Below are 26316 nucleotides of genomic sequence, written 5' to 3'. Positions count from 1 at the left end.
TCAATACCAGCCCACCGCGACCTGCGCCTCTTCGGACATGCGGTCGGCGGACCAGGGCGGGTCGAAAGTCATGTTGACCTCGACGCCGGACACGCCTTCGACGGCGCCGACGGCATTCTCCACCCAGCCGGGCATTTCGCCGGCGACAGGGCAGCCCGGAGCGGTCAGCGTCATGTCGATCTTGACCGAGCGGTCGTCCTCGATGTCGATCTTGTAAATCAGGCCGAGCTCGTAGATATCGGCCGGGATTTCCGGATCGTAGACCGTCTTCAGCGCCGAAACGATGTCGTCGGTCAGCCGCGCCAGTTCGTCGGCTGGAATGGCCGATCCCGAAACCAGCGCATTGGGCGCGGTTTCCGCAGTGGTCTCGGCAGCGATGCTTGCATCATCCATGGTCGTCACCCAAAAAAATCGTCATCCGAAGAATTTGCGCGCTTTTTCAAGCGCCTCGGCCAAAGCGTCGACTTCGGCCCTGGTATTGTACATGCCGAACGATGCCCTGCATGTGGAGGTTACGCCGAACCGTTTCAACAGCGGCTGGGCGCAATGGGTGCCGGCGCGGACAGCAACACCCTGCCTGTCTATCACCATCGACACGTCATGCGCATGAATGCCTTGCAGTTCGAACGAGATGATGGCGCCCTTGCCGGGCGCATCGCCGAAGATGCGCAGCGAATTGATGGAGCGCAGCCGCTCATGCGCGTAGTTCTTGAGGTCTTCCTCATGGGCTGCAATGCGCTCGCGACCGACCGATTCCATGTAGTCGAGGGCAGCACCCAGCCCGATCGCCTGGACGATCGGCGGCGTGCCGGCCTCGAAGCGGTGCGGCGGCTCGTTGTAGGTGACGATGTCTTCCGTCACCTCCTCGATCATCTCGCCGCCGCCCATGAAGGGCCGCATGCCAGCGAGAATGTCCTTCTTGCCGTAGAGCACGCCGATGCCCGACGGGCCATAAACCTTGTGCCCGGTGAAGACGAAAAAGTCGCAGTCGAGATCCTGCACATCGATCGGCATGTGGACAGCGCTCTGGCTGCCGTCGACCAGCACGGGAATTCCACGCGAATGCGCGATGCGCACGATCTCCTTGATCGGCGTCACAGTGCCAAGCGCGTTCGACATGTGTGTGATGGCGACCAGTTTGGTGCGATCGGTCAGCCGCTTCTCGAATTCCTCGATGTGGAAGACGCCGAGATCGTCGACCGGCACCCAGACCAGTTTTGCGCCCTGCCGCTCGCGGATGAAATGCCAGGGAACGATGTTGGAGTGGTGCTCCATGATCGACAGCACGATGTCGTCGCCCTCGCCGATGTTGGGCATGCCATAGCCGTAGGCGACCGTGTTGATGGCCGAGGTCGTGTTCGAGGTGAAGACGATATTGTCGGTGCTCGGCGCGTTTAGGAAGCGGCGCACCGTCTCTCGGGCCTTTTCGTAGGCGTCGGTCGCGGCGTTCGAGAGAAAATGCAGGCCGCGGTGGACGTTGGCGTATTCCTGGGAATAGGCATGCTGGATTGTGTCCAGCACCGCCTGCGGCTTCTGTGCCGAGGCGCCATTGTCGAGATAGACCAGCTTCTTGCCATAGACTTCCCGCGACAGGATCGGGAAATCGCGGCGGATCGCTTCGACGTCGTAGAAATCTCCGATCTTGCCCGGCGCGTTCATCGCATCACCCGTGTGCCGCGAACCAGCCGTCGAGCCGCGCTTCCAGCGCCTCGACGATCGCCTCGTCGTCCAGTTCCTCGATCACCTCCGCGACGAAGGCCTTCACAAGCAGGCCCCGCGCGCTTTTCTCGTCGACGCCGCGCGCCATCAGGTAGAACAGATGGTTGTGGTCGATTTCGGTGACCGTCGCGCCATGGCCGCAAATCACGTCGTCGGCGAAGATTTCAAGCTCGGGCTTGGTCGAGAACTCGCCGTCGTCCGACAGCAACAGCGTGTTGCAGGCCATCTTGGCGTTGGTCTTCTGCGCATATTGATGGACGTTGATGCGGCCTTGGAACACACCGCGCGCCTTGCCCGTCACCACGTTGCGGATGATCTCCGTCGAGGTCGTGTGCGGCACGGCATGGTCGAGAACCATGGTCACGTCGGTGTGGGTGTCGCCGGCCAGGAGGTTGATGCCGCGAAGCTTGAAATCGGCGCCTTCGCCAGTCGTCCTGACCATGATCTCCTGGCGCACGAGCTTGCCGCCGGCGTTCATGACGAACAACGTCAGTTTCGCATTCTTGCCGATATGGGCCTTGAACTGCGCCAGATGCGTCGCCGTTTCCGGCTGCTCCTGGACGATCAGCCACGTCACCTCGGCGCCCTCGCCGAGCACGACCTGGCTGACCGAGCTGCCCAAGGCAGCGCCATCACCCGTCTGCCGTTCGACGATAACGGCCTTGGCGCCGGCGCCGACGCGAACGGCCAGGCGCACATGGGTCTGGCCGCCGGCCTGCAGGTTCTGCAGCTCGACCGGTTTTTCAAGTTCCACACCATCGGCGATGTCGACAAAATACCCGTCGGCGACAAAAGCGGTGTTGAGCGCGCCAATGGCATCGTCGCTGCCATAGGGGTCGAGCCCAGGTGCTGCGCTGCCGTCGACCAGCTTTTCCGACAGGCGCTGGAAAGAGACGCCTTCAAGAACCGGCACTTTGGCGTCGGACTTGCCGTTCAGGATCGACACCACGGTGGAACCGTCGACGATCGGCGCAGTGCCCTTGGCCATGGCGGCCGGATCGAAGTCCGGCACGGTATTCAGCAACCGGCGCAGGTCGGTGTAGTGCCAGGATTCGACACGCCGCGTCGGCAGGCCGTGCTTGATCGTCTCGATGGCGTCGTCGCGCTTCAGCATCACCGCGCCGTCGCCCGGCAGCAGCGACAACCGGTCGCCGAACGCGTCGATCAACGCTGTCTCGGCCGGTGTCCGCTGCGGTTGTGCGTGCATATTCATCAAACTGCCCTCTGGCATCTCACGCTGCTTCGCCGATCACGCCGGCATAGCCGTTGGCTTCCAGGTCGAGCGCCAGCGACTTGTCGCCTGACTTGATGACCTGACCCTTGTAGAGCACGTGCACGGTGTCGGGCACGATGTGCTCAAGCAGGCGCTGGTAGTGGGTGATGACCAGGAACGCCCGGTCCGGCGCGCGCAGCGCGTTGACGCCGTCGGACACGATCTTCAGCGCATCGATGTCGAGGCCGGAATCGGTCTCGTCGAGCACGCACAGTTTCGGCTCCAGCAGCTTCATCTGCAGGATCTCTGCCCGCTTCTTCTCGCCGCCGGAGAAGCCGACATTGAGCGGCCGCTTGAGCATCGCCATATCCATGCTGAGCGAGGCGGCGGCTTCCTTCACGCGCTTGAGGAATTCCGGGATCTTCAGCGGCTCCTCGCCACGCGCCTTGCGCTGCTCGTTCATCGCCACCTTCAGGAATTCCATGGTGGCAACGCCCGGTATCTCCATCGGATACTGGAAGGCGAGGAAAATGCCTGACGTGGCGCGCTCGGCCGGATCCATTTCGAGGATCGACTGACCGTTGTAGAGGATGTCGCCCTCGGTGACTTCATAGTCCTCGCGGCCGGCAAGGATGTAGGACAGCGTCGACTTGCCCGACCCGTTCGGCCCCATGATCGCGGCGACCTCGCCGGCTTTCACCGTCAGGTTCAGGCCGCGGATGATTTCGGTGCCGTCATCGACGATACGGGCGTGCAAATTTCTGATTTCAAGCATTTTTTCGTTTCCTGAATATATATCCGGTCAGCCGACCGAGCCCTCAAGGCTAATCCCGATCAGCTTCTGCGCCTCGACCGCGAACTCCATCGGCAGTTGCTGGATGACGTCCTTGACGAAGCCGTTGACGATCAGCGCGATCGCTTCCTCTTCAGGGATACCGCGCTGCATGACATAGAATTTCTGGTCCTCGGAAATCTTCGATGTCGTCGCTTCATGCTCGAACTGCGCCGTCGAGTTCTTGGCTTCCATGTAGGGCACGGTGTGCGCGCCGCACTGGTCGCCGATCAGCAGACTGTCGCAGTTGGTGAAGTTGCGGGCGTTGGTCGCCTTGCGGTGCGCCGAGACCTGGCCGCGATAGGTGTTCTGCGAGAAGCCGGCGGCGATGCCCTTGGAGATGATGCGGCTCGACGTGTTCTTGCCGAGATGGATCATCTTGGTGCCGCTGTCGACCTGCTGGTAGCCGTTCGACACGGCGATCGAATAAAACTCACCTTGGGAATCGTCACCGCGCAGGATGCAGCTCGGATATTTCCAGGTGATCGCCGAACCGGTCTCGACCTGCGTCCATGAAATCTTGGAGCGGTCGCCACGGCAGTCGCCGCGCTTGGTGACGAAATTGTAGATGCCGCCCTTGCCCTCGGCGTCGCCGGGGTACCAGTTCTGCACCGTCGAATATTTGATCTCGGCATCGTCGAGCGCCACCAGTTCGACGACGGCGGCATGCAACTGGTTCTCGTCGCGCTGCGGCGCCGTGCAGCCCTCGAGATAGGAGACGTAAGCCCCCTCCTCGGCAATGATCAGCGTGCGCTCGAACTGGCCGGTGTTCTTCTCGTTCATGCGGAAATAGGTCGACAGCTCCATCGGGCAGCGCACGCCCTTGGGCACGAAGACGAACGAGCCGTCGGTGAACACAGCCGAATTCAGCGTGGCGTAGTAATTGTCGGAGGTCGGCACGACCGAACCGAGATATTTCTTCACCAGCTCCGGATGCTCGCGGATGGCTTCCGAGATCGAGCAGAAGATGACGCCGGCCTGCGCCAGTTCCTTCTTGAAGGTGGTGACGACGGAGACGGAATCGAACACGGCGTCGACAGCGACGCGGCCCGATTTGTAGACGTTATCGCTGACTTCCTCGAGCTCCGAGGCGTCGGTCTTCTGCACGCCGGCAAGGATTTCCTGCTCCCGCAGCGGAATGCCAAGCTTTTCGTAGACTTTCAACAGTTCGGGATCGACATCGCTGAGCGAGGTCGGGCCGGGCGTGCTCTTGGGCGCCGCGTAGAAATAGATGTCCTGGAAATCGATCTTCGGATAGTGGACGCGCGCCCAGGTCGGCTCGTCAAGCGTCAGCCAGCGGCGATACGCTTCCAGACGCCATTCCAGCATCCAGGACGGCTCATCCTTCTTGGCCGAAATGAAACGGATGATGTCTTCGCTGAGGCCCTTGGGGGCCTTGTCCATCGCGATTTCGGTCTGGAATCCGTATTTGTATTGGTCGACGTCGATCTTTCGGACCCGATCGATCGTGTCCTGCACAGCAGGCATATGCGTTCTCCATCCACGCCGGGGTCAAGGCCCGACAGTTTTCAAACTATGGCACCGCCAAAAACGAACCCCGAAGAGGTGCTCGCGGCAGCGTAAGTTTAATATAGTGCGCTTCGACCGGGAATTCACCCGGCCAGCATGAAACGCACGGCTCTACCAGGCCGAAAGGCCCAAATTCGTCCAACCGCTACGCGGCCCGTTCTCTATCCGCCCTACGTGCGGTAATTCCCGCCAGTGCGACGCGAAACAGCTCGATGTCTTCCGCGCCGGTCGCGGGTCCGATGGACACCCGCAAGGCGCCGAGACTGTCGCCGTATCCCATGGCTTTCAGCACATGGCTCGGTCCGACCTTGCCAGACGAGCAGGCAGAGCCAGCCGACAGCGCTACACCGGCCAGATCGAAGGCGATCTGCGCGGTTTCGGCTTTGACGCCCGCAATAGCGAAGAATGCCGTATTGGCAAGCCTTGGCGCACCGGTTCCGAAGATTTCCGCGTCCGGCACCAGCGATTTGACGATGGCCTCGATCTCGTCGCGGCGCTGGCGCACCGCATCCATGGCCGGCAATCCCTCTAGGGCCTCGCGGGCGGCCGCGCCAAAACCGGCAATGGCAGCGAGATTTTCAGTGCCGCCGCGATGGCCCTTTTCCTGGCCGCCGCCATTGATCAACGGCTTCGGCATCATCAAATCGGAAGCCGCGACGATGGCGCCGACGCCCTTGGGACCACCGATCTTGTGCGAGGACAGTATCAGATAATCGGCGTAACCCGTTGATAGATCGGTCGAAACACGCCCTGCGGCCTGCACGGCGTCGACAATGAGGATGCCGCCCGCCGCCTTGACGATCCCGGCGATGCGATCGATCGGCTGGATGACGCCGGTTTCGTTGTTGGCGGCGTGGATGGCGACCAGCGGCAGGCCTTCGCTCTTGTCGTGACCGCCGAGCGCCGACGCCAAGGCGCCGAGATCGGCGATGCCGTTGGCGTCGACGCCGATCCGCGTCACCTGCGCTGCGGGGAACCGTCCGCCGTTCAACAGGCAGGGATGATCGGCCTCCGACACGTAAAGCCGGCTCATACGCACCGTGCCGCGCCCCATCTGCCAGTCGGGTGACAGCAGCGTCGAGGCTGCTTCCGTGGCACCGGAGGTGAACACGACATGCTCCGCCTTGGCGTTGACTAGCGCCGCCACGTCACGCCTGGCGGTCTCGATCAGGCGGCGGGCCGCGCGCCCCTCGGCGTGAACCGATGACGGATTGGCCGCGACGTCAAGGGCCGCGACCATAGCCTCGCGGGCCACGGCAAGCAGCGGCGCACTGGCATTGTAGTCGAGATAGGCGCGTATTCCGGCCATTTTCGTCCGTCAAATCCCGTCAGAAGCCATTCCGCTGTCGTATGGCGTTATTTCCTTGAAATTCCAAGGCGAGCCGTCCTATTTACGCGGCTTGCGGCGCGGGTGGCCGGGCTCGATGTCTTGCCACTCAGTTTTGAACAATTCTAAACTAGCTTCTAAGAAGACGCTCGCCCTGCGTCAAGGCCAGAGGAAACGTTCCAGGCACCGCGCGTTCGTATTACCAAGTGGAGTATTTTATGCCTGAGGTCATTTTCACCGGTCCTGCCGGCCGCCTGGAGGGTCGCTATCAGCCTTCCAAGGAAAAGAGCGCGCCGATTGCCATCGTCCTGCACCCGCACCCGCAATTCGGCGGCACGATGAACAACAAGATCGTCTACGACCTCTTCTACATGTTCCAGAAGCGGGATTTCACCACGCTTCGCTTCAATTTCCGCGGCATCGGCCGCAGCCAGGGCGAGTTCGACCATGGCACCGGCGAGCTGTCGGACGCCGCCGCCGCTTTGGACTGGGTGCAGTCGCTGCATCCCGATTCCAAGAGCTGCTGGGTCGCCGGCTACTCCTTCGGCTCCTGGATCGGCATGCAGCTTCTGATGCGCCGGCCGGAGATCGAAGGCTTCATTTCGATCGCGCCGCAGCCCAACACCTATGATTTCTCGTTCCTGGCGCCCTGCCCGTCATCGGGCCTGATCATCCATGGCGATGCCGACAAGGTGGCGCCGCCGAAGGATGTGCAGGGTCTGGTCGACAAGCTGCACACGCAGAAGGGCATCACCATCACGCAAAAGACCTTGCCCGGCGCCAACCATTTCTTCGCCAACGATGCCGACCTGCTGCTCGAGGAATGCGCCGACTATCTCGACCGCCGGCTGGCCGGCGAATTGTCGGATCCGCGTCCGAAGCGGCTGAGATAAACAAGGAAAGAACGGACGGCGATGTACGAACCTCCTCATTTCAGGGAAACGCGGCCGGAAATCCTGCACGGGCTGATCCGGACGCATCCGCTGGGCCTGTTGGTTTCCAACGGGCCCGATGGGCCGGTCGCCAACGCTGTCCCGTTCCTGCTCGACGCGGAAATCGGGCCGAACGGCAGGCTGCGCGCCCATCTGGCGCGGGCCAACCCGCAATGGTGCCTGTTGGCCGACAACCCGGCGTCACCCGTGCTGATCGTCTTCCAGGGCAGCGATGCCTATGTGACGCCGTCCTGGTACGAGACCAAGCGCGAGACCGGCAAGGTGGTGCCGACCTGGAATTATGCCATCGTGCAGGTCCGCGGCACCGTCAAGGTGATGGATGACCAGGACTGGCTGGCGCAGCAGATCGCCGATCTGACCATATCCCAGGAAGGCGCCCGCGCCGCGCCCTGGGCGGTGACCGATGCGCCGGAGCCCTTCATCCAGTCGCAGATCAAGGGCATTATCGGGCTGGAAATCGAGATCAGCGAAATCCACGGCAAGTGGAAGGTCAGCCAGAACCGGCCGGTCGCCGATCGCGTCGGCGTTGCACAGGGGCTGGAAAGCGAAGACCACCAGTCGCCCGGCATGGCCGGCCTGGTCAGATCCTATGGCGGACTGGACGGCAACTGAACTTCGAATGCTCAGGCAGCCTTCCTTGTCGGTCCGATCAGCCGAAACGTTCTCTTGCGGACCGGCAGTCCCGACGGCATCGGCCGGAAAATGAAGCCGAGCCGGGCAAAGACCAGCCCGCAGGCGAGCGCGAAGCCGCAGCCAAGGACGAAGCCGGCGACGGTGTCGCTGGGATAGTGCGCGCCAACGAAGATACGGGTCGAGGCGATACAAGCGGTGATCGCCAGGGCGATGTACCAACGCCGCGGAAACAACAGCAAAGCGACCCCGAACACCGCGCCCATCGTCGTACCATGGCCGGACGGAAAGCCGGCGAAGCGCGCATCGAAAGCGAAGGGGTGCAGGGTAAGCACGCCAAAGTCCTCGTAATAGAGCGGGCGAGCCCGGCCAATGGCATATTTCAGCACATTGACGGCGATCCCCGACAGGCCGGTGGCGCACAGCACCAGAAAAGCCAGGCAGGTCCAGTTGTAGAGCAGCATCAGCGAGCGCCGCGAGAGGCTTCGCCAATCCGTCAGGTTCGCGGCGACAAGCAGAAGCACTGAGGGAATGAGATACCAGCCACCCAGGCCGAACTGGGTGAAAAAGTCGGCAGTCCGGGCAAATCCCGCCGACCATTTGCCGTGAAGCATTCCGGCCGGGGTGTCGAGACGAACAAACGCAACCGCCGTCAGCAAAATCCAGACCAGCACCCAGACCGACCACAAAACGTTCGGGTATCTGGCCGGACGGGTGGCAAGGCGGCTTTTGGCGATCTGCATCGTATCGCGAAAATTGTCGAGCGACCGGCGCCCTACTCCAAGGAGCAGGCTCGAAACGGGCGGGCGTGATTTCACCAGCATAGGAAATTCGACCCCATTGTCGCCGTCATGGGCATCGGCGAGCCGTCACTGGGTTACACGATAGAGGCCGAGCGACAGCTTGTCTCCCGACGAATAGTTGAGGCCGTCGACCTCGGCAACGCGGTTCGCCGACTTGCCTTGCGCCGCCAGCAACCCATTCAGTTTCTGCTCGTCGCCGACCTGCGCCAGCGCCAGGGCGCAGGCAGGATCGCCGAGCAGATGCTTGGCGACGCCATCGACATCGGTCAGGACGGTCTTGGTGCCGACCAGGAACACCAGGCTCGGCTCGTGATATTCCGCCGAAGCGAGCACCGTGGTGTCGCAAGGCCTGTTGGCCTGGAACGCCGCCTCGATCGCCGGGCTCAGCCAGATCGGCTTCAGCGAAGGCGCGATGACGCCGAACAACAGCCCATAGGTGATGCCCGCGCAGACGGCGATTGCGCCGATGCGCAAGAGCGGCACTTGCAGCTGTCGGGAAAAAGCAAAATATCCCGCCGCCAGCGCCGCAGCGGCGGCCGGGATGCTCCACCAGGAGAAGGCGCCGGTGAGATAGACCGGCGCTCCGACGCAGACCACCGCCAGGCCAAGGCTGACCACGGCAAGACCGAATGCGGTCGACCACCACAACCAATCCTGCCAGCGCCTGAGCGGCGCATTCGCCTCCTGCGGCGACAAGGTCAGCAGCCAGCCGATCAGCAGCGCCATGCCGGGATAGGCCGGCAGGACATAATGCGGCAGCTTGGTCGGGATCAGCTCGAACACCAGCCAGAACGGAATGTACCAGGCGAGGCAGAAACGCAGCCGGGGATCGTCGCGCAGACGGTTGAGGGCCTGCAGCCCGGCGCCGACCGCGATCAGACCGAACGGCCACATGAACAAGGAATAGGTCAGCATGTAGAAACCGGGCGGCAGACCGTGCGATTCCTCGCCCGAGGCGACCTTGGCCATCATGTCCTTGCCGACGGCATCACTGAGGAAGGCGCCGCCGCTCTTCCAGGTGATGAGGGCGACCCAGGGCAGCACGATGAGCAGCACCAGGGCGACACCGCGCATAAGCTTCAGCTTCAGGAGCCAGCGCCAGTCGCGCTCGAAGGCAAACAGGGCGGCGACCGTAAGCACCGACAACAGCGGAGCCACCGGCCCCTTGATAAGGATTCCAAGGCCTTGAGCGGCCCAGAAAATCCACGGCAGATGGGCGGCTACCGGTTCGTTGCGGCGCGCTGCCAGATAGATCTGGGCGAGCGCGCCTTGCGCCGCCACGCAGCAGGCCAGCAGCATGGCGTCGGTCTTGGCGTCACGGCCCTCGAAGGCGGTGGCGAAGATGGCCGCCATCATCAGGCCGGCGGCGAGACCGGCATTGGCCCCGAACAGCTTGGTGCCTGTCCAGGCAATGCCGACGACGGCCAAGGCAATGCCAAGCATGGAGACGAGGCGGTAGACCCAGATCGGTGCCGCCGCCCCCTCGCCGCTCAGCGCCACGGCCGCCGATTGCAGCCAGTAGATGCCGATCGGCTTCTTGTAGCGCGAGGCATCCTGAAAACGGATGTCGACATAGTCGGAGGTTTCGACCATCTGCTTGGTGGCCTGGACAAAACGGGACTCGTCCCGGTCGACGGGTGGAAGGCTCGCCAGTCCACTGAAAGTCATCAGCACGCTGAACAGAAAGAGAAAAAGATAGTTCCTGTTCATCGCGGAGCTTTCCGGATCTGATCTGCGGGATGGCCCCGTCGCGGCGCCTCAGGCCCTGCCCTGCGCGGCGCCTCAATACGCCAGCCCAAACGACGAAGCAAGGATTCGCAAATGCCATCCGCGCGGGCTGCAAAACAGGAAACCACTTTTGCTGATCGCTGGACCTTTGTCTGACGCGCGATCAGGCGCAAAACCGGAAACCACTTTTGCTGATCGCGCTTGGATGCTAAACGCCCGCGTTCATGCACACCCGAGCCACGCTGGCCGGACGCTTTCGGGAAAGAAAAAATGCCTGCCTTCAAATCGGATTTCCTGCGCACGATGAGCGAGCGCGGTTTCATCCACCAGACTTCGGATGATGCCGGTCTCGACACTATCTTCGCCAAGGAAACGGTGACGGCCTATATCGGCTTCGACGCCACCGCCAAGAGCCTGCACGCCGGCTCGCTGATCCAGATCATGATGCTGCACTGGCTTCAGCAGACCGGTCACCGGCCGATCGCGCTGATGGGCGGCGGCACCTCGATGATCGGCGACCCGTCCTTCAAGGACGAGGCGCGCAAGCTTTTGACCCCACAGGACATCGAAGACAATCTGGCTGGCATCCGCCGCAACTTCATGCCCTACCTCAAATTCGGCAGCGGTCCGAACGACGCCATCATGGTCAACAACGCCGACTGGCTGATGGAGATCAACTACGTCAATTTCCTGCGCGATGTCGGCCGTCACTTTTCCGTCAACCGCATGCTGGCGTTCGATTCCGTCAAGCTGCGGCTCGATCGCGAGCAGTCGCTGTCGTTCCTCGAATTCAACTACATGATCCTGCAGGCCTATGATTTCGTCGAGCTCTACAAGCGTCTCGGCTGCCGCCTGCAGATGGGCGGCTCCGACCAATGGGGCAACATCATCAACGGCATCGATCTCGGCCGCCGCATGGAGGACGCGCAGCTCTATGCGCTGACCACGCCGCTGCTCACCACCTCGTCGGGCGCCAAGATGGGCAAGTCGGCTTCGGGCGCGGTCTGGCTCGATGCGGAGATGCTGAGCCCCTACGAATTCTGGCAGTACTGGCGCAACACCGAGGATGCCGACGTCGCGCGCTTCCTGAAGCTCTACACGACGCTTCCGCTGGACGAGGTGGCGCGGCTCGAACGGCTCGGCGGATCCGAGATCAATGAGGCCAAGAAGATCCTCGCCACCGAGATCACCGCCCTGCTGCACGGCCGTGCAGCCGCCGAGCAAGCCAGCGATACGGCGCGCAAGACCTTCGAGGAAGGCGCGCTCGCGGAGTCGCTGCCGACTGTCGAGGTCGACAAAACGGTGCTTGAAACCGGCGTCGGCATCCTGTCGCTGCTGGTCACCGCGGGACTGGCGGCGTCGAACGGCGAAGCGCGGCGGCATGTGCAGGGCGGTGCCGTGCGCCTGAACGACGAGCCGGTGAGCGACGAGCGCCGGCTGGTGACGCCTCAGGATTTGAGTCCGGAAAACGTCGTAAAGCTTTCTCTGGGAAAGAAAAAACACATTCTGGTACGGCCGGTTTGAGCAGAACTCGATCCATGCCGGCCGCCTCCTAGGCGTACGGTTTGATTTTCCCACAAGAATCTATCCAGACGTAAAAAGGATCATTTTGGAAAGATTCTTTGCCCGTCGGGGTCAGGAAACGCAGCTTGAAATTCACGGTGACAATTTTTGCTGCATAGCCTGACACTACGGTCCACCAATCCGGCGGGAAGAGAGGCTCACGCGGTCCGTCAAAGCGAACAATGCGACAGCAGTTTGGGTTATTCTGCATAAAATCAGAAGCGTCTTTGTAGTTGACGATTGTGACATTGGAAAAATCGGTAGACTTGTCTGCATACCTCAGAAGAGACCTTCCTCTCTCCTGAGTAAGTTCGACAAGCTTTGGAATATCCGCAACGGCAGCCGCCAAGAGCTCGTCTCTGACAGGAACCTGCGCTGCGCAAAGCAGAAATTGGACGCGTTGAGTGACCCGCCGGCGATGACCAAGAGTGCGGCACCAGCACCCAATGCAATCAATATCCTGGCGACCATGATCCGCGCCATTCACCGATACTCAAAAATCGACCTGAATATTCCGGGCGCGATCACCGACAGCGGATTGATGTCCAGCAGCGGCTTGTTGGCATTGCCTTTGAGCCGGTAGGTGACGCCGATCAGGCCACGGTCGCGGCCATTGCCGAGCAACGCGCCAACGATGGGCAATTCGCCGAAGATGCGATTGAGGCCATAGACCGGCATGAATGTGCCGGTCATGTCCATGTTGTTGTTCTGGTCGTAGAGCGTGCCCTGGAACGTGGTGCCGATGCGCGGTCCACGCAGCACGCCATTGGCCAGTTTCAGATAGCCGCTGCCCTTGTCGATCTCGGCGTAGCCGCGTTCGAACTTCACCCGCGACGTGTCGAGCTTGCCCTTGACCGCCTGATTGAGGCTGCGGTTGTCGCCGGCCGGCGTGGTCGAGACGATGGAGGCCAATTTCGGTTCATTGACCACGAAAAAGTTGCTGGTGTCGACCTTGCCCCTCAGCGATCCGTCGCTCGGCCCCGCAAGCGCCAGGGTGATCGTTCCGCCTTCCATATGCTCGTAGATATTGAGGAATCTCAGGATGGCGCCGGCGTCCGCGGACTGCATGTTGAGCGAGCGCTGGCCGGCACCGGTGGTGTTGCTGATTGAAATGGCGGCGCCCGAACTTGCCGTGGCGCTGACCTTCAGCCCGTTCACTCGCGAACCGGCAGCACTGTAGTCGAGCTTCAAATTGGACAGTTGCTCGTCATGGAAACCGGTCAGCTGATCGACATCGGCGCTGACGGAAATGGCATCGGAACCGGTGGTCTTGGTAGCCGTGTCGACGTCCGAGGTGAACTGCTTGATCAGCGAGCGGGCATCGAGCGCGTTGCCCGATATGTCGACCGCATAGCCCTTGCCCGACCGCTTCACCGACACGGCAACGTCGTCGCCCCTGTTCAAGGTGACCTTGCTGAACCGCGCCGACGACAAGGCGCCATTGACCAGCACGATGCTGCCGTCGACGGAGAACGACTTTCCGTCGAGATCGAAGTCGGACAGCGTCGTGGTGTCGCCGGACTTGGTCATGACGAAGGTGACATTGGCAGGAACCCCTGCCCCCTTGCTCCAGCCGGCCCAGGGAATGTCCAGCCTGGCGTTGGTCAGATCGGCCGAGACGTTCTGGTCGCCGCCGCCGTTCTTGTCGATTGCGACCTTCACCGTTCCGGCAAGCAGCGGCTTCAGGCCGGGCATGGCGGCGGCGCGGATCTTGTCGTCAAGCACCAGAGCCACTTTGCGGCTGCGCGCCGGCCCGTCATCCCTGAGCGGCTCGACCAGATCGAGTTCGGCCGGAATGCCGTTCAGCAATGCCTTGGCGGAGATCACCGCCTTCTCCGGATCGACCGTGATCGAACCGTCGGCATCCGTCACGATCTGGCCCTCGAAAGGCTTGGCCAACGACATGCCGCTGTAGTCGAGCGACACCAGCCAATCGAGCTTCGAGGAGTCGACACCGGACTGCAGCGGAATATCCGCCTTGACGTGGCCGGTGACGCTGCCCGACAGGTCTTCCGGCAGGATGCCGACATGGCGCATGGCGTTGATCGGCTCGTAGGATGCGAGTTCGGCTACGGCCGACGCTTCGCCGTCGACGTCGATATCGAGCGCGCCGACGACCGGCGGGCGGTTGGCCGCCTTGACCGTCAGCGTGCCGTTGCTGGCCGCCACGGTGCGGCCGCTGGGCATGTAGACGGTGCCCGAGGAGAGCGAGATATCGACATCGTTGCCGTGGAAACCGACGACGCCGACCGCGTCGCGTATCGGCGGGATGCGGCCGGCGGGGTCGAAGCGCGATCCCTCGATCTGGAAGCGGCCGAACACCTCATCGGCCGAAAGCGGCACGCCGTTGCCCAGGCGGCCCGGCACCACCTGGAACTGAAGGTTGGCGTCGACGACACGGCCGCCGAACAGATTGGCCAGCACCCAGAGCCGGGCATTGCGCGCCGAAAACCACGGCCACAGCTGCTTGACGTGAGAGACCTGCATGTCGTGGATGTTGAACGCCAGATTGATCCCCGGCACTTTGCCGTCGACGAACGCCACGGCGGCGGTGCCAAGCATCTCGCCGGAGCCGGCGGACCGGAGCGCGATCTGCTCGGCGACCAATTTGTGGCTCACCGTATTGTAGACGCCGGCAATCCGGGCCAGGAAGGTGAGCGCTGGCTCGGGCGACTCCGAAGGCGCAAGCGACGATCCGTCGCTGGTCAGGTCGTAGCGATAGGAGGGTTCTTCACCCACCGCTCCGCTTGCCGGCTTCGGCCCGATCGAACCGGCGAAATCGAATGTCGAGCGGCCGGTCTTCAGCAGCAATCTGTCGACCTGGATCTTGTTGCTGCCCGCAACCAGCGTCGCATTGATATCGACGTCCGCCGGCAGCAGTCCTCGCGTGCCGAGATCGAGGACAGAACCCGTCGACGACAAAGCGGCCGTCAGCCGCGATGCGTTCGCGCCGAACCCTTCCGATCCCGTCAGCTTCAGCGCGACGGTTCCCAGCTTGCCGGCAGCGGCCGCCATATCGCCGGTATCGGCCAGATCGACGCTCGCATCCAGTGCCGTGACGCGGTGCGCCGCGATATCGCGGGAGGCGGAAGCGGCAACGGTAGCCGTCCTGCCGTCGATGTCCGCCGTGGACGAGAACTGCATGCCGCCCGGGCCCGACTGCACGACGGTGGCGTCGGTGATCTTGACGAGCTTGATCGCTCCGGTTTCGGGCAGCACGAATTCGACATTGCGAAGGTCGATCCGGCGCAGCGAATCCTCCCGCACGGCATCGAGTGCGTGGTTGATGTTTCCGAACACCGCGGCGGACAGCTTCTCCGGATCGATGAGGCCGTCCGCATTGCGCAGGCCGGCGGTCCAGTCGCCGCCTGACGGCATCGCAGCCACGACGATGCGGGCATCCGAGATCCTGGCGCTGGTCAGCCGCACATCTCCCCACAGCAGCGGGAACAGACGCACGCCGAAGCGCACGCGGCCGGCATCGGCCATCGGCTTGCCGTCCGATGTCTTCAAACTGACGTCGCTGACCTGAAGCGCGATGAAACTCGAACCGTCGAGCGTGATGCGGGCAGGCCCGACCGCGACATTGACATCGACGCCCGCCAGTTTCTCGAGCGCCGTTTCCGCCTCGGTGCGAAGCCGGTCGGCTCCGATGCCGGAGGCGCCAACCAGATAAACGAGCACGGCGGCCAGCAGCACGAAAGCGACCAGACCGGCGAACAGTCGCGACAGGATGCGAAAACCGCGTCCGATCGAAGCCTGACCGAGCGGCGGCACACGGCAGGCGGACGGAAAGGTCCCCAGGTCGGTGATCTCATCACGCCTGAACCGGATCTTCTCGTGCTGCGGTCGCTCCTGATCCACGCAATTTTCCGTTGTACGAACTCGATCGTGGACGAATCCCCGTCCGACACTATATCGGTGTGGCTTCGCGCGTAACCTCAAACAAGGGCATCGGTATGGCTGACCTCGACGTAGGCGATCTCGCGCCGCAATTCGACCTGCCGCGGGACGGCGGCGGATCAGTCAGCCTTGCCGCATCGTCCGGCAAGCCCATCGTGCTGTATTTCTATCCGCAGGACGACACAACAAGCTGCACGCAGGAGGCGATCAGCTTCTCGCAGCTGAAGCCGGACTTCGAGAAGGCCGGCGCCGTGGTGATCGGCCTGTCGCCCGACCCCGTCAAGAAGCACGACAAGTTCAAGTCGAAATACAATCTCACCATCGACCTCGCCGCCGACGAGGAGCGCAAGGTGATCGAAGCCTACCATCTGTGGATCGAGAAATCGATGTATGGCCGCAAGTATATGGGCGTCGAGCGCGCGACGTTCCTGATCGGCCGCGACGGGCGGATCGCCAGGATTTGGCGCAAGGTCCGCGTCAAGGGCCATGCGGAAGAGGTGCTCGAGGCCGTTCGCGCGCTTTGAGGTTTTGCCGGCGAGGTTGGCCCGGTTTCCCTTACAACCATACGCACGCCTGGCGGGCGTTCGCTGCGGGCAAGCCGGCGCTGCAAGCCTTTGTTAACCTTAATAATGTGTAGTCAAGCTGTCGTGGTGTCGTAAACGAAAGCTTGGTCCCGTGAACGCAACCGGTCAGTCCGCAGTCTTCGGCAGGCGTAAGGAGCCCCATACGGTCATCATCGCCCGGGGCAACGAGATCAGGCATTTCACGATCCGACCGTGGCTGGCGGCCTTTATGGGCTCGGCGCTCGCCGCCATTGCCGTCGGCTACCTCATGGCCACCTCCTATCTCGTGCTGCGCGACGATTTGATCGGCGCCACCACGGCGCGTCAGGCGCGCATGCAGCAAGCCTATGAAGATCGCATTTCGGCGCTTCGCGCCCAGGTCGACCGCATCACCAGCCGGCAGTTGCTCGACCAGCAGCTGATGGAAACCAAGGTCAGCGAACTGCTTGAACGGCAGAGCCAGCTGAGCCAGCGTCACGGCCGCCTTGGCCCGCTGCTCGAACGCGCCGAGAGCGAAGTCGGCGCAGCGCCGGCCGAAGATGCGGCAGCGGTTGCGAAGCCGGACAAACGCGCCGAAGTGACCGGCAGCATCAAGGAGCCCGCGCGGAACTATGCGGTCGCCAGCCTGAGCGCCGATCCCGGCGCCGGCGACACAAGGCCGTTCTCGCTGTGGTCGACCCGCTCCGATCCGCTGCCCAACGATTCAGCCGCCGATCGTGCCGACAAGCTCTTCGTCTCGATCAACCAGTCGCTGAAATCCATCGAGAGCGACCAGTTGACCCGCATCAGCACGCTTGCCGACAATGCCTACAAGAGTGCCGATGCCATTACCCAGGCGCTCGAGGCGGCCGGACTGCCCGTCGACAGCGATTTCGGCAAGGGCGACAGCGATGTCGGCGGACCGCTGATCCCGCTCGACAGCTCCATGATGTTCGACAGCAAGGTCAAGGAGTTGGACGAAGCGCTTGACGCCCTCGACCATCTCAAGAAGGAAGCGCGCCAGTTGCCGCTGACCAACCCCGCACCGGGCCACTCCGTCACCAGCCCGTTCGGCGTGCGCACCGACCCGATCCTCGGCACCGCGGCATTGCATTCCGGCATGGATTTCAGGGCCCCGATCGGCATGGCCGCCAAGGTCACCGCACCCGGCACCGTCACCAAGGCCGGCTGGAACGGCGGCTATGGCCGCATGGTGGAAGTCGACCACGGCAATGGTTTTGCGACACGTTACGGGCATCTCAGCGAGATCGACGTGACCGTCGGTGAGAAACTGGACGCCGGCGCCGTCATCGGCAAGACCGGCAGCAGCGGCCGCTCGACCGGCCCGCATCTGCACTACGAAGTGCGCCACAATGGCGAAGCGATCGATCCCTTGCGCTTCCTCACGGTCGGCAAGAAGGTCGCCCAATATCTGTAAGAGATGCTGGGCTCCTGCCCCATGCGCCGATGACCATCATGATGGCTGACTAAGGCGCTCCCGTCGACAGAAACGCCGTCACTGCCGTAACCAGGGTGGCCGCGCCGACCTTCAACGCAGCCTCGTCGACACGAAACCGGGCGTGATGGAGCGGAAAGACCGATCCGATCTCCTCGTTGCGGATTCCCAGCCGAAAATAGACCGAAGGACGTTTTTCGCTGTAGTAGCCAAAGTCGTCCGCGATGGTCCATCCGGGCGTGCTGAGGACGTTGTCGGCACCGATGCAGGCCTTGGCGCTGGCGGCAATCAGCTCAGTCATCTCGACATCGTTGACGACACCGGGTTCGCCCTTGTGGATGTCGACCTCGACACGCGCCCCGTGGCTCATCGCAGTACCCTCGGCTATCGTACGGACGCGGCGCCAGGCCCGCTCGCGGGTTGCATCGCTGCCGCTGCGGATGGTGCCTTTCAACGTGACCTTGCCGGCGGTGACATTATAGGCGTTGCCGCCATTGATGGCCGTCACGCAAATCACCAGCGGGTCGTACGGGTCGATCTCGCGCGAAACGATCTTCTGCAATTCGCTCACCAGGGAGCAGGCCACGGCCAACGCATCGACACCTTCATGCGGTTTTGCCGCGTGCGCGGCCGAGCCGATGACGACCACATCGAACGTGTCACAGGCCAGAGTGTATGGACCGGAGCCGACGGCGATCTTGCCGGACGGCGTGTAGGGATCGACATGGACGCAGATGGCGGCGTCGATGTCGTCGAGAAGCCCCTCTTCCACCACCCGCTTGCCACCCGACGGTTCGTCCTCCTCCGCCGGCTGGAAGATCAGGCGAACGGTGCCGCCAAAACTGTCCCGCGACCGGTGAAGATGCGCGGCCACTGCGAAAGCCATCGATGCATGGGCGTCGTGACCGCAGGCATGCATCACGCCTGGATTCGTCGATGCATAATCGACGCCGGACTCCTCCTCGATCGGCAAGGCATCGATGTCGGCGCGAATGGCGATCTTTCGATTTGACGGCTTGCCGGTGCCGACAATATCGACGGCAAGGCCAAAGCCGACGACGTCGCGAATGTCGGCAATTCCCTGATCCACCAGCATCTGCCTGAGATAGCGCTGCGTGCCGGCCTCCTGGTTCGAAAGCTCGGGATTGCGGTGCAGGTGGCGGCGGACCTCGATCATCCGATCGAGAATTCCGGCGGCGATATCGGTCGTCACGGTTTTCGCAACACCATCCGCCCTGCCCGAACCCTCAGGATTTGACATGGATCTCTCGCGGGAACTTCGTCAGGGTCTCATGGCCGGTTTCGGTGACCAGGATGGTCTCGCTGATCTCGATGCCCCAGCCGTCCATCCACATGCCGAGGATGGAATGAACGACGTTGCCCGGTTCAAGCACGGTCTTGTCGCCCGGCCTGAGGCTTATCGTATGCTCGCCCCAATCCGGCGGATAGGCGACGCCGATGGAGTAGCCGATGCGCGATTCCTTCTTCAGTCCGTAGCGCTGGATGACCTTGCGCCAGGCGGCTTCGACGGCTTCGGCTGATGTTCCCGGTTTGACCGCGTCGAGCACCGCATCCATGCCCTCGATCACCGCTTTTGCCGTGTCCGAAACATTTGTCGGCGTCTTGCCAAGCTGCATGGTCCTGGCGAGGCCTGCGGCATAGCGGCGGCAAACGCCGGCAAGTTCCAGCGCAATCGTCTCGTTGTCTCCGAACCGCCTGTCGCTCCACATGATGTGCGGCGCCGAGGCATTCTCGCCACCGAGGATTGTCGGTGGAAGAGCGGTGATGTCGCCGGCAAAATCCGGGCTGCCTGCGATCTGCGCCGCCTGGATGGCGGCGATGGCATCGCACTCGCGAACACCCGGTGCGATCACCTCGAAGGCCCGCGTGACGGCCGCTTCGGCCAAGGTGGACGCCTTGCGCAAATAGGCGATCTCGGGCGCCGATTTGACCGCGCGGATCCAGTTCACCAGCAGGTCGGCATCATGCCATTTTGCATTGGGAAGTCCTGCGACAAGCCGGGCGTGCGCCTTGGGGGAGAAATAATAGGCTTCGAGTTCGATGCCGATATGTCTGACACCCCAGCCCCTGGCGACGATCCAGCTCGCGATCCAGTCCATGGGATGGCGATCGACGCGCTGAACATGGTCTTCCGGAAAGCCGACCACGTTTTCCGGTTTCATCCAGGCGGTCAGAAGACCGCCGGCCGCATCCATGGCGCGCCCGATCCAGACCGGCTCGACCTCCTCGATTGGAACCAGCACCACCTGCGGCGTGTAGAACGACCAGCCATCATAGCCGGTGATGTAATGCTGGTTGGCAACGTCGTTGACGACAAGGAGTTCGAGACCGCGCTTCGCCATCTCGGTGCGGATCTTGCGAAGCCGCTGTTGGTACTCGTCGCGGGCAAACGGCAATTCGATCATCTTTGCTCCATCTTTGTCAGATCAACGGTCGCGGGGTTCGCTCACCATTGAAGGGGTTTCGCCACGGCGGCAATCGGCCAGGGCGACGCGTGGGCAGGTCCTGAACCGAATAGGCCCTACACGGCCTTCCCAGGAAAACTTCGTCGTGAATTTATTTTTGAATTCCATTTGACTGAATAAATAAGCAATGCGAAGCTGGGCTCTCCTAAGGGGCGCAAGGCATGGCACTGCGGGGGACCAATCAGGAGTTTGGGCGGCCGTACAATCGGCGCATCGTGCTTGAGTCCATCCGCCTTCATGGACCGATCGCCCGCGGCGAGATCGCCCGGCGCGTCGGCCTCACCGTGCAGACGGTGTCGACCATCGTTCGCGAACTGGAAGATCAGGGCTACATCCTGTCGCTGCGCGAAGAGCCGAAGGGGCGCGGCCTGCCGCCGGCGACGCTGCGGATCAACCCCGAGGGCGGCTATGCCGTCGGCATCCACATCACTCCGCTTGGTATCAGCGCCGCCTTGATCAATCTGAGCGGCGACGTGATCGAGAGCATCTACCGCGAAGCGCCGAATGCGACGCCGGACCACGCCTTCGAGCTGATCGGGGCGATGGTGGTGGAATTGACCAGACTGCGGGCTGGCGGGCGGGTGCTCGGGGTCGGCATGGCCCTGCCCGGCCCATTCGACGTGGAGTCCATGAGTTTCGTCGGGCCAACCACCATGACCGGCTGGAAGGATGTGGCGCTGCGCGAACGGCTGGCGGCCTCCACCGGATTGCCGGCCTTCTTTGAAACCGATATGGCAGCGGCCGCCATGGGCGAGCGCCTCTACGGCCTCGGCGCCCAGTTTTCCGAATATTACTATCTCTATTTCGGCGTTGGCCTTGGCGGCGTCATGGTTCATGAGGGCAGCGCCTTGCGCGGCGCCTGGGGAAATGCCGGCGAGATCGGGCACATTCCCGTTATTCCGGGCGGCGAGGCTTGCCCGTGCGGCAACAGCGGCTGTCTCGAAAGATATTTGTCGCTCGAGGCACTCCGGCGCTGGAACGGCAGCGAAGCGGATTGGGTCGCCGAAGTCGCACCGATCTTTCACAACGCCGTCGCCGTCATCGAGAACCTGTTCGACCCGGAGACGGTCATCCTCGGCGGGCTGGCGTCCACCGACCTGCTCGAGATGCTGGCTGGTTCGGCCGGAGGCCTGCACAACTCCGTCTCGGCCCGCAAGGACCGCACGACGCCCAGGGTGGTGGTCGCGCGCGGCGGGCAGCATTCCGTGCTGCGCGGCGCCGCCGCCCTGGCGGTTTCCGGGGTGCTGTCACCTCGCTTCGGGCAGATGTTCGCGGCCGAACGCGAACGCGAACGCGACCTTCTCAAAGGCAGGGAGATTGCGGCATGAGTGAACCCCTGCTGGTGCTCGACAACGTCACCAAGAACTATGGCGCGATCGAAGCGCTCAAGGGGATCAGCTTCTCGATCGGCAAGGGCGAGGTCGTGGCGCTGCTGGGCGACAACGGCGCCGGCAAATCGACACTGGTGAAGATCATATCAGGCGGACTGGAGCCGACCTCCGGGCGCATGCTGTTCGAGGGCAAGGAATTCCTTGCCAAATCACCGGCCGAGGCCAAGGCGGCCGGCATCGAGACCGTCTACCAGGATCTCTCTCTGTGCACCAATGTCGACGTGGTCGCCAATTTCTTCATGGGCCGTGAGATCACACGCAAGTTTCTCGGCATTCCCGTGCTCGACGAGCACGCCATGGAAGCCGTCGTTGGAAAGGCGCTGGCCAATGCCGGCACCCGCATTCCCTCGCTGCGGGCCAATGTCGAGCATCTCTCGGGCGGCCAGCGGCAAGCCATCGAGCTCAACCGCTTCGTGCACTGGGGCGGCAAGCTGGTGCTGCTCGACGAACCGTTCGCCGCCCTCGGCGTCGAACAGACACGGCGCGGCCTCGACATGATCCGCCAGGTGGCGAACCAGGGCATCGGCGTCGTCATCATCACCCATATCATGCAGCAGGCTTTTCAGGTCGCCGACCGGATCGTGGTGATCCGCCAGGGCGTTGTGGCCGGCGATGTCGCACGCAATAAAACAAGTCCCGATGCGGTGATCAACATGATCACCGGTGAGACGCTTGCCGGTGCCGGACCGACAGGCTGAGGGACAAAAGAGGGGTCCGGCTTAAAGAGGAGCGAACGACATGAAGCGAATACTTCTTGCTGTCTTCGGTATCCTTGCACTGGCCTTTGCCACGCTCACGCCGGCATTCGCCCAGTCCAAGGGTATCGTCTACTATATGGTGCCGACCCTGCTGGACGAGTTCCAGACCGGCTCGGTGAGCGCGCTGGAACTGTTCCTGAAGCAGACCGGCTACGAGATGAAGACGCTGAACGCCGACAACAAGACCGACGCCCAGCAATCGCAGATGAACGATGTCATCGCGCTGAAGCCGGCGGCCATCATCCTGGCGGCAGTCGACTTCAATGCACTGAAACCGTCGATCGAGGCGGCCCGGGCCGCCGGCATCCCGGTGGTCGAGTTCGACCGCCAGATCACCTCGACGCCATCCGACTTCACCTCTGTCGCCGGAACGGTCGAGATCGGCTACGTCGCCGCCGACCAGGCCGAGAAGCTGCTGAAGGCAAAGCACGGTTCGGTGAAGGGCAAGGTGCTGCAGGTCCTCGGCGACCCCGGCGACCCCTATACGCTCGACATCCAGAAGGGCTTCGAGGAGAAGATGAAGGCGTTTCCCGACGTCAAGATCATCTCGCTTCCGGCCATGCAGTGGGAAGCCAGCAATGCCGGCACAATCGTTGCCGACCAGATGCTGGCGAACCCGGACATCGACCTGATCTTCAGCCATGCCGCGCACCTTTCGGTCGCTGCCGTCGCCTCGCTCGAGGCAGCCGGCAAGAAGCCGGGCGACGTCATGCTTATGAGCTCGAACGGCGCTCCGGTCGGCCTCGACCTGATCCGCAAGGGTTGGCTCAACGCCGAAATCGAGCAGCCGCTCTACGCGCAGGCCGCGGCCGTCGCCATGTTCATGGACAAGATCGTCAAGAAGCAAGAGATCAAGCCCGGTGAATACGACGTGCTCGGCTTGAAATCGACGGTGACCAAGGAAGCCTGGGGTCCGAACATCAAGATCCCCGGTGCCGCCATCACCAAGGAAAACGTCGACAACCCGGCCTTCTGGGGCAACCAGAAGCCGCCGACGGACACCGTCAAATCGGTCGAGTAGTCATTGAAAGCGCTCCGGGCCGTAACGGCCCGGAGCCTGCCCCTTCACAACGCCGCGTCCAAAAGACGCCGTGGCGAATTTGAATCCGCGCCCGAACCCGACGAAATCGAATTGATTTCGCGGGGCATGCGCCAACCGGATCAGCCCATGAACCCGCGCACACGCAAAGCCCTGGAGTTCGTTCTCGACAACCTCGTCTGGTTCATGCTGCTGTTCGTGCTGGTGGTCTTCTCCATCTTCGTCCCGAACTACTTTCAGCTCGGCATTTTCGCCAACATCATCGAGGCTTCCAGCGTGCTCGGCGTCATGTCGATCGGCCTGGCGCTGGTGATCATCGCCGGCCACATGGATCTGTCGGTCGAATCCGTCGCAGCGCTTAGCGCCATGGCGGTCGGTATCCTGTTTTGCTCGTCGGGCATCGGCATGGGCGTGCAACTGCATCCCGAATGGCTGATGGTTCCGGTTTCGCTGCTGCTGGCGCTGGCCGTCGGAGGCCTCATCGGCGCCTTCAACGGCTATCTGGTGGTCAAGGTGAAGATGAGCGCTTTCATCATCACGCTGGCGTCCTACATCTGGGTGCGCGGCCTCGTGCTGGTCGTGTCGGGCGGCCGCTCGGCGCAGGATCTTGCACCGGCCATCCGCTGGTTCGGCATCCAGCGCCTTGTCGGCCTGCCACTTACCGCCTGGATCGCGGTTGGCTGTTTCGTCGCCTTTTCGCTGATCATGGCCAAGACGCCGTTCGGCCGCCACCTCATCATGATCGGCGGCAACGAGACCGCGACCTTCCGCGCCGGCATCCGGGTGAACCGCAATCTCATCATCGCCTTCGTGCTTGCCGGCGCCATCGCCGGCCTCGCCGGCTGGCTGCTGGCGATCCGCACGTCGGGCGCCACCGCCAATCTCGGCGTCGGGCTGCTGTTCAACGCCTTCGCCGCGGTCGTCATCGGCGGCGTCAGCCTGAAAGGCGGCGTCGGCACCCTGCCCGGCGTCTATGCCGGCGTGCTTTTGCTCTCGGCCATCAACACGGCGATCAATTTGATGGGCCTGCCGGCCAATTTCACCCAGGTGATCCACGGCCTGCTGGTGCTGGCCGCAGTGCTGCTCGACGCCTTCAAGCAAACCATTCGCCAAAGACTCGCATGACAGGACGGCTCGCATGACCAATCGGTTACAAGGCAAGGTGGCGCTGATCATCGGCAGCGCCCGCGGCATCGGCAAGGGCATCGCGCTACGCTTTGCCGAGGAAGGCGCAAGGCTGGTGCTCGCCGACACCGAGGCCGATGCCGGGCAAGCCACCGCTGACGAGTTGGGCGTCCCCTTCATCCGCACCGACATCTCGCAAATGAGCGACGCCGAGGCCGCCGTGGCGCTGGCGCTGAAGCAGCATGGCCGCCTCGACATCATCGTGCAGAATGCCGGCATCTATCCCTGGCAACTGATCGAGAACACCAGCGCCGACGACTGGGACCGCGTCATGGCGGTCAATCTGCGCGGCACCTTCAATGCCAGCCGCGCGGCCCTGGTGCCGATGAAGGCGCAAGGCTTTGGCCGCATGCTCTACACCTCCTCCATCACCGGCCCGCATGTCACCAGCCCCGGCCACGGCCACTATTCGGCCAGCAAGGCCGGCATCAACGGCTTCATCCGTGCCGCCGCGCTCGAATTCTCCGGCTACGGCATCACCGTCAACGGTGTCGAGCCCGGCAACATCCTCACCGAAGCGATCGAGCTGCATCGGGGTGCTGCCTACATCAAGAACATGGAGGACTCCATCCCGCTCGGCCGCCTCGGCAGCCCGCGCGACGTCGCCAACGCCTTCCTGTTCCTCGCCTCCGACGATGCCAGCTACATCACCGGCACGACCATCGTCGTCGATGGCGGGCAGTTGCTGCCGGAGGGCAATGATTTTCGGCTGCTGCCGCCTTGATTGCAGCACCTACCGAACGACTCGGTTCCGTGTCTTGGCAACAGTTTGAATGGACCAATGGAATGGTGGGCGATGACGGGCTCGAACCGCCGACATCTTCGGTGTAAACGAAGCGCTCTACCAACTGAGCTAATCGCCCGCTCCGGGCCGGACCTTTAAGCGGTCAGGGTCCGCTTCGCAAGGCCAAATGAGCGCAGGACACCCTGGTTGGATGCCGGTTTTGCCAACAAAACGCCGGCTGTCAAAAAACCTTCTCCTGTTTGCTGTTATGCTGTCCTGTCACGCTTGACACCCGGTGGCGAACCCCTTATCCAGCGCCCCAACGACGAACACGGCTGACACGTGTTCGCCATGCGCGGGTGTAGCTCAGTTGGTTAGAGTGCCGGCCTGTCACGCCGGAGGTCGCGGGTTCGAGCCCCGTCACTCGCGCCACTCTCAATCCCTTGCTCTGCAAGGGTTTAATGGGAGTGGCGCCGGAATCTAGTTGGCCGAGTTTCAACTTTTTTCTCCGCCGAGTTTCAACTTTTTGTATTC

Annotated in this window: 22 protein-coding genes and 2 tRNA genes; 11 read left to right on the top strand and 13 right to left on the bottom strand. The window is 62.8% G+C overall.

Going from position 1 to position 26316, the window contains the following annotated elements; genetic code table 11:
* The 6 genes from EOB49_RS13760 to EOB49_RS13735 form a co-directional block, all read right to left on the bottom strand.
* Positions 1–393, bottom strand: coding sequence for an SUF system Fe-S cluster assembly protein (locus tag EOB49_RS13760; RefSeq protein ID WP_127381280.1), 393 nt, complete (start codon positions 391–393; stop codon positions 1–3).
* 21 nt (positions 394–414) lie between these two features.
* Positions 415–1659 carry a cysteine desulfurase gene (locus EOB49_RS13755; RefSeq protein ID WP_127381279.1) on the bottom strand — a complete coding sequence of 415 codons (1245 nt, stop codon included), beginning with the start codon at positions 1657–1659 and terminating at the stop codon, positions 415–417.
* 4 nt (positions 1660–1663) lie between these two features.
* On the bottom strand, positions 1664–2932 hold the full coding sequence (gene sufD / locus EOB49_RS13750; protein WP_127381278.1) for a Fe-S cluster assembly protein SufD: 1269 nt from the start codon (positions 2930–2932) through the stop codon (positions 1664–1666).
* A gap of 19 nt (positions 2933–2951) precedes the next feature.
* A complete protein-coding gene (gene sufC, locus EOB49_RS13745) occupies positions 2952–3707 on the bottom strand; it encodes a Fe-S cluster assembly ATPase SufC (protein ID WP_023810312.1) in 756 nt (251 codons plus the stop codon).
* Between the two features lie 27 nt (positions 3708–3734).
* Positions 3735–5252 carry a Fe-S cluster assembly protein SufB gene (gene sufB / locus EOB49_RS13740; protein WP_127319478.1) on the bottom strand — a complete coding sequence of 506 codons (1518 nt, stop codon included), beginning with the start codon at positions 5250–5252 and terminating at the stop codon, positions 3735–3737.
* 187 nt (positions 5253–5439) lie between these two features.
* Entirely contained in the window at positions 5440–6603 is a 1164-nt protein-coding gene (locus EOB49_RS13735) for a cysteine desulfurase family protein (protein WP_127381277.1), read from the bottom strand.
* A 236-nt stretch (positions 6604–6839) separates the two neighbouring features.
* On the opposite strand from EOB49_RS13735, the gene EOB49_RS13730 reads away from it, so the two are divergent.
* Together EOB49_RS13730 and EOB49_RS13725 are read left to right on the top strand one after the other, a co-directional pair.
* Positions 6840–7514 (top strand): alpha/beta hydrolase, encoded by a 675-nt coding sequence (locus EOB49_RS13730; protein ID WP_023669128.1) that lies wholly within the window; start codon positions 6840–6842, stop codon positions 7512–7514.
* Positions 7515–7535: 21 nt separating this feature from the next.
* Complete coding sequence (locus tag EOB49_RS13725; protein ID WP_127381276.1) at positions 7536–8186, top strand: FMN-binding negative transcriptional regulator; 651 nt, start codon at positions 7536–7538, stop codon at positions 8184–8186.
* Between the two features lie 11 nt (positions 8187–8197).
* On the opposite strand, the gene EOB49_RS13720 is transcribed toward EOB49_RS13725, so the two are convergent.
* On the bottom strand, positions 8198–9028 hold the full coding sequence (locus EOB49_RS13720; RefSeq protein WP_127381275.1) for a phosphatase PAP2 family protein: 831 nt from the start codon (positions 9026–9028) through the stop codon (positions 8198–8200).
* Between the two features lie 45 nt (positions 9029–9073).
* Positions 9074–10717 carry a glycosyltransferase family 39 protein gene (locus tag EOB49_RS13715; protein WP_127381274.1) on the bottom strand — a complete coding sequence of 548 codons (1644 nt, stop codon included), beginning with the start codon at positions 10715–10717 and terminating at the stop codon, positions 9074–9076.
* A gap of 288 nt (positions 10718–11005) precedes the next feature.
* On the opposite strand from EOB49_RS13715, the gene tyrS reads away from it, so the two are divergent.
* Complete coding sequence (tyrS, locus tag EOB49_RS13710) at positions 11006–12259, top strand: tyrosine--tRNA ligase (protein ID WP_127381273.1); 1254 nt, start codon at positions 11006–11008, stop codon at positions 12257–12259.
* 28 nt (positions 12260–12287) lie between these two features.
* Here tyrS and EOB49_RS13705 read toward each other — a convergent pair whose 3' ends face one another.
* Positions 12288–12647: a hypothetical protein gene (locus EOB49_RS13705; protein ID WP_127381272.1), complete on the bottom strand. Its 360-nt coding sequence runs from the start codon at positions 12645–12647 to the stop codon at positions 12288–12290.
* 134 nt (positions 12648–12781) lie between these two features.
* Entirely contained in the window at positions 12782–16162 is a 3381-nt protein-coding gene (locus tag EOB49_RS13700) for a DUF3971 domain-containing protein (protein WP_127381271.1), read from the bottom strand.
* 95 nt (positions 16163–16257) lie between these two features.
* Between EOB49_RS13700 and EOB49_RS13695 the strand changes: the two genes are divergently transcribed.
* Together EOB49_RS13695 and EOB49_RS13690 are read left to right on the top strand one after the other, a co-directional pair.
* Complete coding sequence (locus EOB49_RS13695; protein WP_127381270.1) at positions 16258–16725, top strand: peroxiredoxin; 468 nt, start codon at positions 16258–16260, stop codon at positions 16723–16725.
* A gap of 151 nt (positions 16726–16876) precedes the next feature.
* On the top strand, positions 16877–18181 hold the full coding sequence (locus tag EOB49_RS13690) for a M23 family metallopeptidase (protein ID WP_127381269.1): 1305 nt from the start codon (positions 16877–16879) through the stop codon (positions 18179–18181).
* A 49-nt stretch (positions 18182–18230) separates the two neighbouring features.
* Here EOB49_RS13690 and EOB49_RS13685 read toward each other — a convergent pair whose 3' ends face one another.
* Positions 18231–19460, bottom strand: a complete 1230-nt coding sequence (locus EOB49_RS13685; RefSeq protein WP_127381268.1) for an amidohydrolase — start codon at positions 19458–19460, stop codon at positions 18231–18233.
* Positions 19447–20625: a M24 family metallopeptidase gene (locus EOB49_RS13680; RefSeq protein ID WP_127270913.1), complete on the bottom strand. Its 1179-nt coding sequence runs from the start codon at positions 20623–20625 to the stop codon at positions 19447–19449. The genes EOB49_RS13685 and EOB49_RS13680 overlap by 14 nt, the downstream gene beginning before the upstream one ends.
* A 221-nt stretch (positions 20626–20846) precedes the next feature.
* On the opposite strand from EOB49_RS13680, the gene EOB49_RS13675 reads away from it, so the two are divergent.
* The 5 genes from EOB49_RS13675 to EOB49_RS13655 all read left to right on the top strand — a co-directional run bounded on the left by EOB49_RS13675 (position 20847) and on the right by EOB49_RS13655 (position 25782).
* Positions 20847–22013, top strand: coding sequence for an ROK family transcriptional regulator (locus EOB49_RS13675; RefSeq protein WP_127381267.1), 1167 nt, complete (start codon positions 20847–20849; stop codon positions 22011–22013).
* Complete coding sequence (locus tag EOB49_RS13670) at positions 22010–22774, top strand: ATP-binding cassette domain-containing protein (RefSeq protein WP_127381266.1); 765 nt, start codon at positions 22010–22012, stop codon at positions 22772–22774. Before EOB49_RS13675 ends, EOB49_RS13670 begins: the two co-directional genes overlap by 4 nt.
* A 40-nt stretch (positions 22775–22814) precedes the next feature.
* Complete coding sequence (locus tag EOB49_RS13665) at positions 22815–23855, top strand: sugar ABC transporter substrate-binding protein (protein WP_127381265.1); 1041 nt, start codon at positions 22815–22817, stop codon at positions 23853–23855.
* A 147-nt stretch (positions 23856–24002) separates the two neighbouring features.
* Positions 24003–24998, top strand: a complete 996-nt coding sequence (locus tag EOB49_RS13660; RefSeq protein WP_127381264.1) for an ABC transporter permease — start codon at positions 24003–24005, stop codon at positions 24996–24998.
* A 13-nt stretch (positions 24999–25011) separates the two neighbouring features.
* Positions 25012–25782 carry an SDR family NAD(P)-dependent oxidoreductase gene (locus EOB49_RS13655; RefSeq protein WP_127267956.1) on the top strand — a complete coding sequence of 257 codons (771 nt, stop codon included), beginning with the start codon at positions 25012–25014 and terminating at the stop codon, positions 25780–25782.
* Between the two features lie 63 nt (positions 25783–25845).
* Here EOB49_RS13655 and EOB49_RS13650 read toward each other — a convergent pair.
* Positions 25846–25921 (bottom strand) — tRNA-Val (locus EOB49_RS13650).
* 216 nt (positions 25922–26137) lie between these two features.
* On the opposite strand from EOB49_RS13650, the gene EOB49_RS13645 reads away from it, so the two are divergent.
* Positions 26138–26214, top strand: a tRNA-Asp gene (locus tag EOB49_RS13645).
* Positions 26215–26316: the final 102 nt, after the last annotated feature.

It is taken from the genome of Mesorhizobium sp. M7A.F.Ca.MR.148.00.0.0, assembly GCF_003997735.1.
Classification (GTDB): Bacteria; Pseudomonadota; Alphaproteobacteria; order Rhizobiales; family Rhizobiaceae; genus Mesorhizobium.
This window is presented reverse-complemented; position numbering and strand designations above follow the sequence as displayed.